Origin of the sequence: Corynebacterium sp. 21KM1197 (assembly GCF_033783015.1) — a bacterium.
Classification (GTDB): domain Bacteria; phylum Actinomycetota; class Actinomycetes; order Mycobacteriales; family Mycobacteriaceae; genus Corynebacterium.
Window position 1 is genome coordinate 743,745 of sequence record NZ_CP123907.1, and the last position, 15,537, is coordinate 759,281.

17 protein-coding genes are annotated in these 15,537 nt (G+C 64.1%); 6 read left to right on the plus strand and 11 right to left on the minus strand.

Annotated elements, in window-relative coordinates; all coding sequences use genetic code 11:
* Positions 1–795, minus strand: coding sequence for an ABC transporter ATP-binding protein (locus tag OLW90_RS03660; protein WP_319651407.1), 795 nt, complete (start codon positions 793–795; stop codon positions 1–3).
* On the minus strand, positions 788–1,822 hold the full coding sequence (locus OLW90_RS03665) for a hypothetical protein (RefSeq protein ID WP_319651408.1): 1,035 nt from the start codon (positions 1,820–1,822) through the stop codon (positions 788–790). Before OLW90_RS03665 ends, OLW90_RS03660 begins: the two co-directional genes overlap by 8 nt.
* 812 nt (positions 1,823–2,634) lie before the next feature.
* On the opposite strand from OLW90_RS03665, the gene OLW90_RS03670 reads away from it, so the two are divergent.
* The gene (locus tag OLW90_RS03670; protein ID WP_319651409.1) at positions 2,635–3,210 is read left to right on the plus strand and encodes an NAD(P)H-dependent oxidoreductase; all 576 of its coding nucleotides are present in this window, start codon (positions 2,635–2,637) and stop codon (positions 3,208–3,210) included.
* Positions 3,211–3,236: 26 nt separating this feature from the next.
* Here OLW90_RS03670 and pth (OLW90_RS03675) read toward each other — a convergent pair whose 3' ends face one another.
* Positions 3,237–3,845 (minus strand): aminoacyl-tRNA hydrolase, encoded by a 609-nt coding sequence (gene pth, locus OLW90_RS03675; protein ID WP_319651814.1) that lies wholly within the window; start codon positions 3,843–3,845, stop codon positions 3,237–3,239.
* 52 nt (positions 3,846–3,897) lie between these two features.
* Here pth (OLW90_RS03675) and OLW90_RS03680 point away from each other — a divergent pair, with 52 nt between their 5' ends.
* Positions 3,898–4,923: a nitronate monooxygenase family protein gene (locus tag OLW90_RS03680; RefSeq protein WP_319651410.1), complete on the plus strand. Its 1,026-nt coding sequence runs from the start codon at positions 3,898–3,900 to the stop codon at positions 4,921–4,923.
* Positions 4,924–4,985: 62 nt separating this feature from the next.
* A complete protein-coding gene (locus OLW90_RS03685; protein ID WP_319651411.1) occupies positions 4,986–6,065 on the plus strand; it encodes a 3,4-dioxygenase subunit beta in 1,080 nt (359 codons plus the stop codon).
* On the opposite strand, the gene OLW90_RS03690 is transcribed toward OLW90_RS03685, so the two are convergent.
* The 5 genes from OLW90_RS03690 to OLW90_RS03710 all read right to left on the minus strand — a co-directional run bounded on the left by OLW90_RS03690 (position 6,022) and on the right by OLW90_RS03710 (position 8,920).
* Positions 6,022–6,438 carry a hypothetical protein gene (locus OLW90_RS03690; RefSeq protein ID WP_319651412.1) on the minus strand — a complete coding sequence of 139 codons (417 nt, stop codon included), beginning with the start codon at positions 6,436–6,438 and terminating at the stop codon, positions 6,022–6,024. The two genes, OLW90_RS03685 and OLW90_RS03690, sit on opposite strands and share 44 nt — an antisense overlap.
* Positions 6,439–6,441: 3 nt before the next feature.
* Positions 6,442–6,834: a hypothetical protein gene (locus OLW90_RS03695; protein ID WP_319651413.1), complete on the minus strand. Its 393-nt coding sequence runs from the start codon at positions 6,832–6,834 to the stop codon at positions 6,442–6,444.
* Positions 6,834–7,673 (minus strand): fumarylacetoacetate hydrolase family protein, encoded by an 840-nt coding sequence (locus tag OLW90_RS03700; protein ID WP_319651414.1) that lies wholly within the window; start codon positions 7,671–7,673, stop codon positions 6,834–6,836. The genes OLW90_RS03695 and OLW90_RS03700 overlap by 1 nt, the downstream gene beginning before the upstream one ends.
* A gap of 6 nt (positions 7,674–7,679) precedes the next feature.
* Positions 7,680–8,204, minus strand: coding sequence for an aminoacyl-tRNA hydrolase (gene pth / locus OLW90_RS03705; RefSeq protein WP_319651415.1), 525 nt, complete (start codon positions 8,202–8,204; stop codon positions 7,680–7,682).
* Positions 8,205–8,275: 71 nt separating this feature from the next.
* Positions 8,276–8,920, minus strand: a complete 645-nt coding sequence (locus OLW90_RS03710; RefSeq protein ID WP_319651416.1) for a 50S ribosomal protein L25/general stress protein Ctc — start codon at positions 8,918–8,920, stop codon at positions 8,276–8,278.
* Positions 8,921–9,207: 287 nt separating this feature from the next.
* On the opposite strand from OLW90_RS03710, the gene OLW90_RS03715 reads away from it, so the two are divergent.
* Positions 9,208–10,029 (plus strand): hypothetical protein, encoded by an 822-nt coding sequence (locus OLW90_RS03715; RefSeq protein WP_319651417.1) that lies wholly within the window; start codon positions 9,208–9,210, stop codon positions 10,027–10,029.
* A gap of 63 nt (positions 10,030–10,092) precedes the next feature.
* Here OLW90_RS03715 and OLW90_RS03720 read toward each other — a convergent pair whose 3' ends face one another.
* Both OLW90_RS03720 and glmU read right to left on the minus strand, forming a co-directional pair.
* The gene (locus OLW90_RS03720; protein WP_319651418.1) at positions 10,093–11,070 is read right to left on the minus strand and encodes a ribose-phosphate diphosphokinase; all 978 of its coding nucleotides are present in this window, start codon (positions 11,068–11,070) and stop codon (positions 10,093–10,095) included.
* Between the two features lie 11 nt (positions 11,071–11,081).
* Positions 11,082–12,572, minus strand: coding sequence for a bifunctional UDP-N-acetylglucosamine diphosphorylase/glucosamine-1-phosphate N-acetyltransferase GlmU (glmU, locus tag OLW90_RS03725; RefSeq protein ID WP_319651419.1), 1,491 nt, complete (start codon positions 12,570–12,572; stop codon positions 11,082–11,084).
* A gap of 101 nt (positions 12,573–12,673) precedes the next feature.
* Here glmU and OLW90_RS03730 point away from each other — a divergent pair, with 101 nt between their 5' ends.
* Positions 12,674–14,200 (plus strand): multicopper oxidase family protein, encoded by a 1,527-nt coding sequence (locus OLW90_RS03730; protein WP_319651420.1) that lies wholly within the window; start codon positions 12,674–12,676, stop codon positions 14,198–14,200.
* 497 nt (positions 14,201–14,697) lie between these two features.
* Entirely contained in the window at positions 14,698–15,024 is a 327-nt protein-coding gene (locus OLW90_RS03735; protein WP_319651421.1) for a hypothetical protein, read from the plus strand.
* A 32-nt stretch (positions 15,025–15,056) separates the two neighbouring features.
* Here the strand turns inward: OLW90_RS03735 and OLW90_RS03740 are convergent, their stop codons facing one another.
* Entirely contained in the window at positions 15,057–15,452 is a 396-nt protein-coding gene (locus tag OLW90_RS03740) for a hypothetical protein (RefSeq protein ID WP_319651422.1), read from the minus strand.
* Positions 15,453–15,537: the final 85 nt, after the last annotated feature.

Genomic DNA, 15,537 nt, shown 5'->3' on the forward strand with positions numbered 1-15,537 from the left:
TTAGGCTTCCAGCGTCGTGGTGTCCGCAGCATGTGCGCTACTCTTTGCCCCACCGAGCAGCCTGCGATAGGTGCTTTCCAGGGCGTCGATGGAGCGATCCCCGGAATCGGTGAGCGTGTGTGCCGGGCCGCTATACCGAATGGTGCCCTCGCCCAGCACCAGAATCTGATCCGCGCAGGAGGCCACGTCCTCCACCAGGTGCGTGCCGAGCAGGATCGTGGGGGAATTGTCCAAGCCGCGCAGGCGGGAGAGCAATTGGCGGAACTCATAGCGCTGCTCCGGATCCAACCCGGCGGTGGGCTCGTCCAGGATAATGAATTGAGGAGTACCGGCAATGCTGGCGGCAATGCCCGCTCGCTGGCGCATACCGCCGGAGAGTTCCTTGATCCGCGTTCCGCTACTGTTCTCTAAACCGACGGTAGCGATGGCATATTCGGCGGCCTCGGTGCGCTGGGCGGCGGGGTATTCCCTCATCCACAGGCAATAGAGCACAAACTCTTGCACAGTCATGCGCTCGTCCACGGAGAAGTTCTGCGGCAAGAACCCCAGGTTCCGCCGAATATCATTGCGCTCGGAGCGCAGGGCGGGATTAAGGCCACCCATGCGAATCTCCCCGGCGCTCGGGGTGGAGATAGTAGCCAGAAGCCGCAGTAGGGTGCTCTTGCCCGCCCCATTGGGGCCGAGCAGCCCGGTGATGGAGTGGGCTGGAATCTCAAAGTCAAGGCCGTGGAGTACCTCCTTGCGGCGATAACCGGCGACGATCCCGGTGCAGGAGAAAGCGGGGTGATTATCCATGAGCACGAAACTCCTCGGGGTCATAGGAACAGGTGGCGATGAAGGAGGACAGCGCAGAGGCTAGGCGGGTGAGTTGTTCCGCCTCGCTGAGCCGGGCGAGTTCCTGGGAATAATCCAGGCGGGTGCCATCGCGCTCGGGATCGGAGGTGCTAAAGCCGGTGTAGGTGATGTCTCCGTAAATGAAATTGGTGAGGAGGTCATAGAGAAGATCGGACTGCTCCGGGGACTCGAAAGAGCAGGTATCTGACCAACGGAGAATATCGGCAAAGCTTTGGGCGGCGGGCCAGCTGGGGGTATTGCCACCGAACGCAGAGACATAGGTAAGGAAGTATTCCTGTTTTTCCAGCTCCTCCGGGCTTTTCGCGAGGTTCTGGGGGATACCCGGCTCAATGGCAAGAATGGGCGTGGCGGGTAGCCCCGCCGCTGCGCGCAGATCGCGGGTGCGTTGGAGGTAAGCACGCATATCGTCCCACCTAAAGGAATCCTCCTGCCAAACGCACAGGGTGTCCTCGCCCGAGTCCTCGCAGAGGATATTCTCGTGATCGGTGCGGGCGTAACCGCTGGTCTGCATTCCGCCCATGCTGAAAATCGCGGCGATGGTGAGGGCAGTCCCCGCGATGGAGGTGGTGCGGGAGGCAAGTGCAGTGATGGTGCGACGAGCCGTGGCAAGTGGTACCGCGATGAGCAAGATGAGCGCGCAGATCGCCATGATTTCCCATGCGTAAGGATTGAGTATTTCCCAGGTGTTCACTTCTGCGGCGGTGAGCGCGATATACATTCCCGCGTAGAGGCCGAGGAACAGGGCGATGATCGCGCTGCGCAGGGGGCCGAGACGCAGGTGGGCGGTGAGCGTGCCCAATAAATACAGTATGAAGCTAAAGGCTAGGGCGTAAGCGCCATAGCGAAGATCGAGGTATCCCGGAAGGGAGAGCATGGCCCCGATGAGGAGCATGGCTCCCTGGGAAAGCAGGGTGGGGAGCAGAACGGAAAGGAGGTAGCCTCCGAGGATTTCCCGGAGGCGCACCAAGAACCAGGAGCGCGGTGTGCTCAGCCAGATCGCCGTGCTGTGATGGGCAAGGCGGGTGGCCTCCTGCCAGGCTGCGATGGCAGAGATGACGCCACCGGTAAAAGACCAGGGGAGTCCATAGGGACATGGTGAGACCGTTATAAGAGATCAACCAGACGTCCCTCATGATGAGGCAGAAGATGATCCATATTGCGGGAATGGGTAATCCCGCGATGAGATGAGCGATGAGGCGTGAGCGCACCGTGTTCTCCTTAACTAGCCGTTACTGCCAGAGGGTTTGGCCGCTGTGAACGTTAGCGGCGCAGCCCACTGTGGCGATGCGGGTAACATTTGAACCGGCGCCTACGTAGGACCAACTGCTGACTCGGGTGGGCTGTGCCGTGCACCAGACCTTGGTGGCCACCTGGCCACTCCTTGTGGCCGACTGGCAGTTAGTCCAAGCATCTGAGCCGTGAATATACGTCCGGCAGCCATGCTCCTTGGTGCCGCGGTATCCCTGGGCGGCATACGAGGCAGGGGCAAGAAGGGCGGCAGCGGTGGCTACTGCGATGAGCACAGCGCTGCTCTTTTTGCTTTCATGTCAGGACCTTTCCAGTAGGAGGGATAGGGTGTCCTTATGGACAAAAATTAACTTATGTGGCACAGGGCACCAGGTCAATGGTCTCTGTAAAGTTTCTTAAAAATTACCCCCATTGGGGTGGTATAGTTCGTATATTTTTCCTGCTTATGTTCGTCCTGTGGGCCGCCCCACCCCCTGATCCTTTAACGGGTAGACTAAGCGAGTCGCTATATCGCAGCAGAAAAGGAGTGCCATGAAGATCGGCATCATCGTTGGTTCTATCCGGGAGGGTCGCCTGGGGGATCAGATCGGCCAGTGGGTCGCGCAGGTGGCCCAGGCCCGCGCCGCCGAGGCCATCGAGGCAACAAACGCAACGGCAGCCCCCGAGTTCACCTTGATCGACCTCCGGGACTTTGACCTCCCCCTGTACGCCGCCGAGGTGCTCCCCGCGATGGCCAATAAGCAGTACGCGGATTCTCGCGTGCAGGAGTGGTCCAACGCCATTGATGCCTGCGATGCCTTCTTCTTTGTCACCCCGGAATACAACCACTCCGTGCCCGGTGCGATGAAGAACGCCGTGGATTCCCTCGGCGCGGAGTGGCAGGGCAAGCCGCTGGGCTTCATCGGTTATAGCGCCACCGGCGGTATCCGCGCGGTGGAGCACTGGCGCGCCATCATGGCGAACTTCCAGAGCCGCATGCTGCGCACTCAGCTCGATTTCAGCATTTTCGGTGACGTCACCGAGGGCAAGTTCAGCCCCGCGCAGCGCGCCGAGGATACCCTGGTGCGCATGATCGGGGAATTGGTGCAGGAGGCCGCGCGCGCCTAACCGCGGGCCCTAACAGCCCCCAGCCCCTAGCGCCGGTGAATCTCGTTCTGGGCGCGGGCCAGACCCTGGCTCACGATGAGCCGCGCGGCGTCGGCGGCGTGCTCCACCCCGGAGCGCAGTTCCGGGGTATCGGCCATCTCGCCCAGCACGTAATCCACCACGGGGGTTCCCTTGGGTGGGCGGGAGATTCCCATGCGCACGCGCAGGTAATCGCGCGTGCCTAGTTCCGCGCTGATGGATTTCAGCCCGTTGTGCCCGTTTTCCGCCCCGCCCTGGCGCAGCCGCGTGGTGCCGGTGGGCAGGTCGAGTTCGTCGTGCAGCACCACGATGCGCTCCGGGGGGATACCCAGGGCCGAGGCCAGCGGGGCCACGGCCTGCCCGGATTCGTTCATGTACGTGGTGGAGCGCAGCAGGGCCACGGGGACGGCGTCGATAGTGCTGCGGCAGGCGGTGACGGGCACTCCGGCGCAGGGGAGCAGGGGAGTGGAGCCGCGCAAGGCGTCGAGAGCCAGGTAGCCCACGTTATGCGGGGTGTTCTGGTAGCGCGGGCCGGGGTTGCCGAGCCCGATGATGAGCCATTGCACGCCGTGGAGATCCGCCTCCTGGGGGGAGCGGGGGGAACGGAAGATGTCCATGATCCTGGAAATAAGTGCCACCCGTTTATCCTTTCACATAGTCTTTGAGTGTATGAGCCTCCTTGACGATATTTCCACGCCCATCATCGCGGCCCCCATGGCCGGTGGCCCGTCCACCCCGCAGTTGGTCTCCGAGGCCGCACGCGCCGGGGGCCTGGGCTTCCTGGCCTCCGGGACGATCAGCGCGGAACAACTTGCCCAGGATATGCGGGAGGTCACGGCTCCGCGCTACGGGGTGAACCTCTTTTGCCAGCAGCAGCCGTACCGTGACCTCGGACCGCTGGAGGCACTCAGCGATTCCCTCGCCCCGCTTTTTGCCCGTCACGGCCTGCCCGCCCCGGAACTCCCGGCGGTGGATTACACGATGGGGTGGGACGCCAAACTGGCGGTGCTTATCGACGCCGCCCGGAACCAGCGCGGCCCCGCCGTGGTGAGCAGCACCTTTGGCATTTTCTCCCCGCACGAGGTGGATTGCCTGCACTCCTACGGCGTGGAGGCATGGGTGACGGTGACCAACGAGCGCGACGCCGCCGTGGCCGCGCGCGCCGGGGTGGACGCGCTGGTGGTGCAGGGGCCGGAAGCTGGTGGGCACCGCTCGACCTGGACGGTGCCGGAGGAGCCGGATACCCGCTTGCTGCCGGAACTGGTGGCGGCGGTGCACGAGGCGGCACCGGACATGCCCCTGGTGGCGGCCGGAGGCTTGAGCACCGCGCAGGCGGTGGCCGAGGCTCTGACCTGGCCGGGCGTGCGCGCGGTGTCCTGCGGCACGGCCTTTTTGCGTTCCCCGGAGGCGGGCACCTCGGCGGCGAACCGGGCGTTGCTGGCGCGCGGGGAGGCGGAAACCGTGTCCACCCGCGCCTTTTCCGGCCGGTACGCGCGCGGGCTGGCCACGGCCTTTACCCGCGAGCACGAGGCGGTGCCGCCCGCGTACCCGCCCCTGAACGCCCTGCTCAAGCCGCTGCGCGGGGCGGAGGAGTGTGCCTACTGCCTCGCTGGGGAGGGCTATCGGGAAGCCCAGGAGATTCCGGCAGCAGACATTATGAAACTGCTCGGTGAACTCACAGGAAGTACTCGGTGACTGGGCAGTAACGCCCGTTAGTGTGGGAAACGTTCCGAAAGTAGCCCGAAAGGACGTTTCCCGTGTTCCGTTTCTGCCCCTATCCCTCCGCCGAGGACCGCAGCCCCGCCGCAGACGGCAAAGTACACACCTTTGAGGGCCGCCGCCTCGACCGGCAAAACGAGGGCCCCGAGGATCAGGGCCTGGCCTTTGACCTGGGCACCGTGATGAGCCGCCGCAAGATCCTCGGTAGCCTGGGCCTGGGCGCCGGGGCCTTCGCCCTGGCGGCCTGCACCCCTGGTTCCGGCTCCTCCGGCAGCACCAGTGCCGCCAGCACTACCACCGGGGCAGCGAGTGCCGCCGTTCCCGCCGAGATGAAAGCGGAAACCGCGGGCCCGTACCCCGGCGACGGCTCCAACGGCCCGGACGTGCTGGACATCAGCGGCGTGGAGCGCTCCGATATTCGCTCCTCCATCGGCGGCGGGGCCACGGCCGATGGCGTGCCGCTCACCGTGAAGATGAACCTCATCGACCTCTCCAACGGTAACGCCGCCTACGCGGGAGCGGCGGTGTACATCTGGCACTGTGACGCCGAGGGGCGCTACTCCATGTATGACGACGCCCTGCTGGAGGAGACCTATCTGCGCGGCGTGCAGGTGGCCGATAGCAACGGCACCGTGACCTTCCAGACCATCGTCCCCGGCTGTTACGCCGGGCGCTGGCCGCACCTTCACTTCGAGGTATTCCCCGATTCCGCCTCCATCACGGACGTGAACAATAACGTGCTCACCTCCCAGCTCGTGGTGCCCGAGGAGGTGGCCGCCGCCACCTACGCGGACTCCCGCTACACCGATTCCGTGTCCAACTTCGCCGCGATCAGCCTGGACACGGACAACGTATTCAGCGACGGCTGGGACGATCAGGTGCCCGTCACCAGCGGCTCCGTGCAGGGCGGTTATACGCTTACTATCGACGTCGCCATCGACCCCACCACCGAGCAGGCAATGAGCGACGCCGCGCCCATGCCGGGTTCCGGTGGGCCGGGCGGGGACGGGCAGGGTGGGCCCGGTGGCAATCCGCCGCAGGGTCAGCCCCCGGCGGGCGGGCCGGGGGCTGGTGCTACCCCGCCGAGCGGCCGTCCGCCACAGCCCCCGCAGAACTAGCCGGTGATTCCTCACTGAGCCCCCGAGCCCAGCCGAGGAACCTCGCGTTATTCACCAGCAGCATGAACACCACGGCCAGCCAGAAGAGAACGGTTATCCATTCCCTTCCACCGATGTACAGGGTGGCCATAATCGCGTAAAGCGGGCCGAATACCAGGAACGTCTCCCGAACAAAGTTATCCGGGCGGGTGTGAAAGAGATTGCGCACCGCCCACAGGGTGCTGATGAAAGCCGCCGCCAATGCGAACGCCCCGATGACGGTGGAGAAGGAATGGTATTGTTTATTCATTCCCTCGTTCGCCGTGCCAAAGGATGGTACGGCGATGATTGTGAGCCAGAGGATATTGAATAGGGTTGCCTTGAGATTGTTCATGGTTTATCCCTCCGCTGCCTCCGGTTCGGTATCGGCTTCGAGATTCTTTGCCCAGGTGAGGAAGGCCTCATTGCTGACCAGAAGAGCCCAGATAAGGAATGTGGTGAGCGAAATTCCAATCCAGGACCAAAAACTGATGTTCATGGCGGCAACCAGTAGAAAAATAGGCAAGAGAAAAGTAAACGTCCGCTTGATAAAGAGATCGGCGCGCGTGCTTCTACTGATATAAAGGGCCCAGAGGGCCCACGTCACGGCGGCAACAATGGTGATAATTCCCAACGTGGGAGCCAGGAAATGGCTATGGGCGTCGATACCATCATTCGCCTCGCCCACCAGCATGAGGGATAGCACCAGCACCCAGATCACTTTCGTCGCCATCGCCTTGGAAATACGCATTATGTCCTTTCAAAGATCGTGGTATTGGCAATCTCACCCAGTCCCTCCACGCGCACCCGCACGGTATCGCCGTCGCGGAGATAGCGCTTGGGGGAGCGCGCGTGCCCCACGCCCGCCGGGGTGCCGGTGACGATCACGTCCCCCGGTTCCAGCGGATACAGGTGGCTGAGATATTCGATCAGTGCCTCCGGGCTGAACACCAGATCGTCCGTGCGTGCCTCCTGCATGGGGGCGTCGTTAAGCCAGGTGCGCAAGGGCGCGCCGGGCCGGAAGTCCTCGCGGGTGGTCAGCCAGGGGCCAAAGCCGCTGGACTTTTCCAGGGATTTCCCCTGGTGCCACTGCAAGGTTCGGTATTGATAATCCCGCAGGGAATAATCGTTCATCACCGCGTATCCGGCGATGTGCTCCGTGGCGGCCCGGGCGGTCACGCGCCGCGCCCGCTTGCCGACGACCACCGCCAATTCCCCCTCGAAGTCCGCCGCCTCCTGCGCCCAGGGCGGCAGCAGCACGTCATCGTAAGGCCCGGTGAGGGCCTCGGGGAACTTGATAAAGAGCGTGGGCACGTCCGGGCGCTCGTGTCCCATCTCCTCGATGTGCCGGGCGTAATTAAGACCCACGCAGATGATCTTCCCGGGGCGCGGAATCACGGGCGCGAGGTCGGCGGGCCGCACTATGCGCTGCGGGCCGGTGGCCGTGCGGGCGATCTCCTCCCAATGCTCCTCCTCAAGGAGGTGCCGTACCGTGGGGTAATCGGGCAGCACGGTGGCGGTGGTGAGATCGGAATGGACGCGGGCGGCGTGCGTGCCGCCATCGGGGGATCGCAGTGTGGCCAGGCGCATAGAAACTCAGGCTAGCACTCTTTCCACCTCGTCGGCGGCGTCGGCGCACAGGATCGGCAGGTGCTCCTGCTCCGCGCGGGAGAATGGTTTGAGTACAAAGGCGGCCGGGTCCATGCGCCCCGGTGGGCGGCCGATACCGCAACTAAGGCGCACGTACTCCTTGGTTCCCAGGGCCTTGGTGATGGAACGCAGCCCGTTGTGTCCGTGATCGCCGCCACCGGGGCGGGCCTTGACCTGGCCAAAGTCCAGGTCGAGTTCATCGTGCAGTACCACGATCCGCTCCGGGGGCACGCGGAAGAACTGTGCCAGGCCAGCCACCGGGCCGCCGGAGAGGTTCATCATGGAGCGCGGGCGCGCCAGAATCAGGCCGCCCTGGGAGTACACCTCCGTGTTGGTCTTGCGGTGCACGCTCAGCCGCGCGCCGGGGTGGCGGGATAGCAATTCCTCCAGAACCATGGCGCCGAGATTGTGCCGGGTGCGGGCGTATCGGGGGCCGGGGTTGCCCAGGCCCACCACGAGGGAGGTGTTCATGGGGTTGAGGTTAGCGCAGCCCAAGAAAAATCCCGGTGCGGGGTGCGCACCGGGATAGGGGAGAGGGGGAATTACTCCTCGTTCTCCGCGGCCTCCTCGGTGGATTCGGCACCGGCCTCCGCGCCGCCTTCCTCGGCAGCCTCGGCGGCCTCCTCCAGCTCCTCGTCCACCTCGGGGTAGGTGATGGAGACGATCACGGTGTCCTCTTCGGCCACCAAGGTGATGTCCTCCGGCAGGTTCAGCTCGCCGGCGGTGATCTTGGTGTCCACCTCAAGGCCCTCGATGGAGACGGTGATCTCCTCGGGGATGTTGAGCACGTCGGCCTCCACCAGGAGCACGTCGGCGTCCTGGATGGACATGGTGCCAGCGGCGGGCTCGCCCTCGAGCACCACGGGAACCTCAACCTCCACCTTCTCGCCGCGCTTGATGGCGAGGAGGTCGATGTGGTCGATGTCCAGGGTGAGCACGTTCTGATCCACGTGCTTGACCATGGTGAGGTACTTCTCGCCGTCGATGTCCATCTCCACGATGGCGTTCACGCCGTTGTTGCGCACCAGGGCCTGCATCTCCAGCAGGGGGGCGGCAAAGTGCACGGGCTCGGCCATTTCGGGGCCGTAGATCACGCCGGGGATCTGCCATGCGCGGCGCAGGCGGCGTGCGGCGCCCTTGCCAAACTCGGTGCGGTTCTGGGCTTCCAGGGTGGGGTACTTAGCCATGAGGGGTCTCCCGTCGGTTGTTCTTGAATGGTCTTGAGGGAGCTGGCCGCAATAAAAAACTGCGGCCTACTCGCGCGCTCGCCGAGTCTCCGCAGGATAAAACCCAAGGTGGTACTCACAATCGCGTCGATAACGGCCCGCAGGCCCTCGCCGAGACAAAGATCAAGGGTAGCACTGTCGCTTGCATTGGACAAAGCATCTCCCTGCCCTTGTGGGGTGTGGGCGGTGGCGTTAGCATGACGGGAAAATTGCCTCTTGCTTTTACAGAAAACAGGAATGAATCTACGGTGAGTTTTCAGGATAACGGTGAGTCCATCGCGCAGATGCACGCACAGACGCAAAGGAACGGCAACCTCAATGTGTTGGAGGCCGTGAACTGGGGATTCGCCACGGCCTGGCGCAATCCGCGCGTGTGGCTACTGGGCACGATTTTGATGTTCCTCGCGGTATTTGCCACCCTGCTCCTGGCTGGAGCGGCGATATGGGGGATAGAGAGCCTGCTCGGCCGGGAACTCACCTTTGAGTGGCCCCGGGAGATGGAACTGCCCGATGGTTTTGGTCCCGGTATCTCCCTCCTGCCGCTGCTGATTACGCCCTTTCTGTACGCCGGGGCGCTGGCGCAGGTGAGCCGCGCCAAGATCGGCTACCGGGACTTCTTCCACCGCACTCATTACTGGAAGGTGATCCTGGTGAGCGTGGTGGGCTCGGTGTTCTGGGCGGCGGTGGAGTACCTCTTTAGCGCCGCGCTTCCGGCGGATCAAGGGACCGTGGGGGACACGAGTCTCTGGTACAACCTCGGCGTTATCTTTGGCGGGCTTATACAGGTTGTTCTGGTGATCCTCACCCAACTGCTCACCCTGGCATGGACGTGGTACGTGGCCGATGGCTATGGCATTGGAGAGGCCGTGCAGCAGGGCTCGGCGGCGGTGTGGCGTAACTTCTTCCGCCTCACGGTGCTCTTCTTCGTTGGCACCCTCGTGATGATCTTGGGTATCGTTTTTACCTTTGGTCTGGGTGCGCTGCTGTTGATCCCCGCCTCCCTGCTGATGACGGCGCACCTGTGCCGCCAGGCCAACGGCGGGGCGCTCCCGGAGGCCAACCGCGCATAAAGCCGCACAAGAAAAGGCGGGGAGGGCGCGCGCCCTCCCCGCCTTTTCTTATGTCCGTGAGCGTTAGGCTTGCCCCTCAAAGAGGTGCGTCACGGAGCCGTTTTCAAAGATCTCGTTGATCGTCTGCGCCAGCAGCGGGGCGATGGAAAGCACCGTGAGGTTGCTCCATCCTTCCGTGGACTGCGGCAGGGTATCGGTGGTGATGACCTCCTCGGCCCCACACTGGGAAAGGCGCTCGCGGGCGGGATCGGAGAACACGCCGTGGGTGCAGGCGATCACCACGGAGCGGGCACCTGCCTCCTTGAGGATTCCCACGGCACCGGCGATGGTGCCGCCGGTATCAATCATGTCGTCGATGAGCACGCAGTCCTTGCCCTCCACGTCGCCCACCACGCGGTTGGCCACCACCTGGTTGGCCACGTCCAGGCTGCGGGTCTTGTGCACAAAGGCCATGGGGGCATCGCCCAGCACGTTGGCCCATTTCTCGGCGGTCTTGACGCGCCCGGCGTCCGGGGAGACCACGCACAGGTCCTCCAGGGAATACTTGGCGGAGATGTAGTCCGTGAGGATCGGCATGGCGTGCATGTGATCCACGGGGCCGTCAAAGAAGCCCTGGATCTGATCGGTGTGCAGATCCACGGAGACGATGCGATCCGCGCCCGCGGTGCGCAGCAGATCCGCCACCAGGCGGGCGGAGATGGGCTCGCGGCCCCGGTGCTTCTTATCCTGGCGGGCGTAGGGGTAGAAGGGGAGGATCGCCGTGATGGTGCGGGCGGAGCCGCGCTTGAGCGCGTCGATCATGATGAGCTGTTCCATCAGCCACTTGTTCAGCGGCTGGGTGTGGGATTGCAGGACGTAGCAGTCCGAGCCGCGCACCGATTCCTCAAAGCGCACGAAGATCTCGCCGTTGGCAAAGTCACGCGCCGTGGTGGGGGTCAGTTCAATCCCGAGTTCCTTGGCCACCTCCTGGCCAAGCTCCGGGTGGGCACGCCCGGAAAACAGCATCATGTTTTTGTGGGTTTGCTTCCAGTGAGCAGTCATGGGACTGTGCTTTAACCTTCCTGGTCGGCGCCGGAGTGATCGGAGGCGGACGGTGATTGAGCCTCACGCGCCCGCTGGGCGGCCTGGGCGGCCGGAGAACCGGGCCGCTTGCGCTCCACCCATCCCTCGATGTTGCGTTGGCGCCCGCCGGAGACCACCAACGCCCCCGCAGGGACATCTTCCTTAATTACTGTACCCGCCCCGGAGTACACTCCATCACCCACGGTCACCGGGGCAATGAACATGGTGTCCGAGCCGGTGCGCACGTGATCGCCCACCACGGTGTGATGCTTGTTCACGCCGTCGTAGTTCACGAACACGCTCGATGCCCCGATATTGGACTGTTCTCCGATGGTGGCGTCACCCACGTAGGTCAGGTGCGGGACCTTGGAGCCGCGCCCGATGGTGGCGTTCTTAGTCTCCACGAAGCCCCCGAGCTTGCCCTCCTCGCCCAGGTGGGTGCCGGGGCGCAGGTAGGTAAACGGCCCTACGGCAGCGCGCGGGCCGATGGTGGAGGAGAGCGCGTGGGTGCGCACCACGGAGGCGTTCTCGCCCACGGCGACGTCGGTAAGCGTGCTGTCCGGCCCGATGAGCGCGCCATTGCCCACGCTCGTGGTGCCGCGCAGTTGGGTGCCGGGCTCGATGGTGATGTCCTGGCCCAGGGTGACGGTGACATCAATGCAGGTGGTGGCGGGGTCGATCACGGTCACCCCGCCGCGCATGGCGGCCTCCACGGTGCGGCGGTTGAGTTCCTGGCCTGCGGCGGCTAGTTGCACGCGGTCATTCACACCGGCGAGTTCGCGGGCGTCGTCCGCCAGGTGCGCGCGCACGGTGTGGCCCTCCTCGCGGGCGATCCCCAGCACGTCGGTGAGGTACAGCTCGCCCTGGGCGTTATCGGAATCCAGGTGGGCCAGCCCGTAGCGCAGCACGTCCGCGTCAAAGGCGAACACGCCGGAGTTCACCTCGCGGATCGCGCGCTCGGCGTCGGAAGCATCCTTTTGCTCCACGATGCTGGTCACCTGCCCCTCCTCGTTGCGCACAATGCGCCCGTAGCCGGTGGGGTCCTCCAGTTCCAGGGTGAGCACGGTGACGGCGGTGGGGGATTCGGTGTGCGCCTCGTGCAGCCTGCGCAGGGTTTCCGGGCGCAGCAGGGGTACATCGCCGTTGGTGACGATCACGGTGCCCTGGAAATCGGGGATCGCGCCCAGTGCGCACTGCACCGCGTGCCCGGTGCCCTTCTGCTCCTCCTGCACGGCCTGCACCACCGGGCGGCCCAGTTCCTGCGCGATTGCCTCGGCCGCGGGGCTGACCTGCTCGCGCTGGTGCCCCACTACCGCCACCAGGTGCTCGGGCTCGATGGCTGCGGCGGCGTGCAGGCTGTGGGAGAGCAGGCTGCGCCCGCCGATGGAATGGAGCGTCTTTTGGGTGGCGGACTTCATGCGCGTGCCGGCTCCGGCGGCCAGCACAACGACGGCGCAATCAGGGGTGGAAGCAGTGGTCACGGAAAAGGTACCTCCGAGGAGATAGCGGAAAGCGGTAACCAGCACAGCATAACGCCTGGGGTGGGGGCCGGGGGTAGCCTGGGTGGTGGCAAGACTCGTGCATGGTCAAGGAGGCAGCGGTGGAGAGAAGAACGTTTCTACGCGGGGCTGGCCTGGGAGTGCTCGCCCTGGCGGTGACCCCGCTGTTGCCCGCCTGCTCCACCGGGCAACCCACCCCGCGCGGCTACTCCGGGCAGGCCCGCCCCCTGCCCATTCCGCCGCTCGCCCAGGGGGAGCTTATCGACGCCGCGCGCACCTTCCACCTGGACGCCGGTGCGGTGGACGCGCAGATACTTCCCGATGCCACCACCCCCGCCTGGGGCTTCAACGGTGGGCACCTGGGCCCCACCCTGCGCCTGCGGCGCGGCGAGGACGTGCGCATGAACGTCCACAACGGTCTGGATGAGATGACCACGATCCACTGGCACGGCATGAAACTCCCCGCCATTGCCGATGGCGGCCCACACCAGCCCATCGAACCGGGGGAGACCTGGACGCCCCAGTGGCGGGTGGAACAGCCCGCCGCCACCCTCTGGTATCACCCGCACCCGCACGAGCGCACCGCCCTGCACGCCTACCGGGGCCTGGCGGGCATGATCCTCATCGAGGACGAGGTTTCCGACTCCCTGGCGCTGCCCTCCGAGTACGGGGTGGACGATATTCCGCTGGCGATTATGGACCAGAAGTTCCAGGACAACGGACACCTCGACGAGGTCTCCGATCCCGACCTCGGCCTTATGGGAGACACCCCCACCATTAATGGCATCACCCACGCCTACTTCGACGCCACTACCTCCACCCTGCGGCTGCGCCTGCTCAACGCCGCCACCATGCGCTTTTACCGCCTGGGCTTTTCCGACGACCGCCCCTTCCGCGTGGTGGCTACGGACTCCGGCTTCCTGCCCCAACCCATCGAGGTCACCCACCTGCCGATTAGCCCCGGCGAGCGCGCCGAGATCGTGGTGGACCTGGAGGCCGGGGAGACCGTCACGCTTAGCTCCACGCCCTTCCCGGATAACTTCGGTGTGCCGGAGGATGAATACAGCCTGGACTTTGGGCTTCAAGATTCCTTTGATCTGCTGGAGATCAGAGCGGCGGATCGCCTTGCTGCGTCTTTGGCGTTGCCCGATACCTTGGCCCCCGACGCCGCCCGCGAGGTGGCAGTGAACGGTGCCGTGGAACGGGAGTTTGTGCTCAATACCTTCCAGATCAACGGGCAATCCATGGACATGAGCCGCGTGGACGTGACCATCGACCACGACCGCCCCGAAATCTGGACGGTGACCAATGAGAACGCCGACTGGATCCACAACTTCCACATTCACGACGCCACTTTCAAAGTGCTCTCTCTTGACGGTACGGACGTGGAGGTATTCACCTCCGGGTGGAAGGACACCGTGGCCCTGCCACCCGGAGCCACCGCGCGGCTGGCGGTGGAGTTTGGGTACTACCCCGATCCGCACTGGGCGTACATGTACCACTGCCACATGCTCCTGCACGAGGACTCCGGCATGATGGGGCAATTTGTGATCGTCCCGCCGGGGGAGCGGGCCGCGCTGGCGATGGGTGCGGGGCATGGGCATGGGTAGTGAGTGGTAGTATTCTCCTAAAAAATGGGGGTTCGGGGATATGGAGAATGTTTACTGGCTATGGCCTGCCGTGGGAACACGGCGCAGGGATGTTTCGGCGAGCGATCCTCGTCCTGTTGTGGGAGAGAAAGAAGCACGGCATGTGCTAGATGGAGAGCCCGGTGATGAGCGTAAGGGTGGGCACCGACACGGGGTGAACCGAGTAGGGAAAACGGAGTTTCCGTTGGCCTGGACAGATGAAGATGTCATGAAAGCAGTGCGTAGCACACTGCGGTTCCCTGATTGGAGTGTCTTACGGGGAGACCGGAGGACGTTACGGAAGATGGTCGTGCTCAAAGAACACAGGGTGATGGTGGAGGCACAGTATTACCACCGACATGGGCAGATTATATTCCGGACAGCCTATCCTGTGATGGGTGACGGAGTATTCTTGAATCTGGATCGAAACGTGAGAGTGGAGGTTCCCCTCCGCTTAGAGCGTGGTACGGGAGGACAACATGGATAGCATTAACCTGATGAACCAGCCGAGGACGCGGGATCGCCTCGCGGAATTGTATGCCGATGATTTGGTGGCTTTAGCGGCCTTGCAATATCTCTGGGATATTCTCAGCGAGGAAGAAAAGGGGGAGGTGATGCATAACGGTGCTTACGGGGATACCTGGTACGGCCTTGACCTGGGAATGTGGGTGGCCGCCCAGCGCAAATACCACGTTCCTGAGAAGTTATTAGCGGTCATTGAGGCGGAAATGCTCCGCCGCGATGATCTGATCCGCATTGATGAGAGCATTGCGCGGCTGCGTGATCTTCCCGCCGGGGCCGCCTGAGCGTTTCCGCCGTGCGGGAGACCGAAATACCCTTACTCCGACCGCAGATCGGCCACGTCCACGCGGTTGCGTGCCGCGCGAGCCGCAATGCGCGCGTACATCATCCCGGAGAGCAGCGCCACTGCGCCCGCGATGAGGAGAGGCTCAGTGACCTGACCGGGGTCAAGAACCTCGCTGATCTCCACCACGTTGATGAATGCGATGTCCGTGATGGTAGCCGTGATCGCACTGATTCCTGCCGCCACCACCAGGGGAACCAGGGCGTAGAGGAACCAGGCGCGGCGTTGCAGTGAGGCACTGATACCCACCACACCCAGGGCGGCGGTGAGCCGCCTGCGCCCGGACGCCGTGGTGGCGGCCGCGACGATGGTGAACACGGTGCAGGCGGCCACTGTCCACCAGCCCGCTATGCGGTATAGCTCGATCACGTGGCCGCGCCCGTAGAGACGGGCGGCGTCCTGAATTGGTTTCGAGTCTACGAAAGCTAGAGGATCTATGCGCAGTAATTTGTCT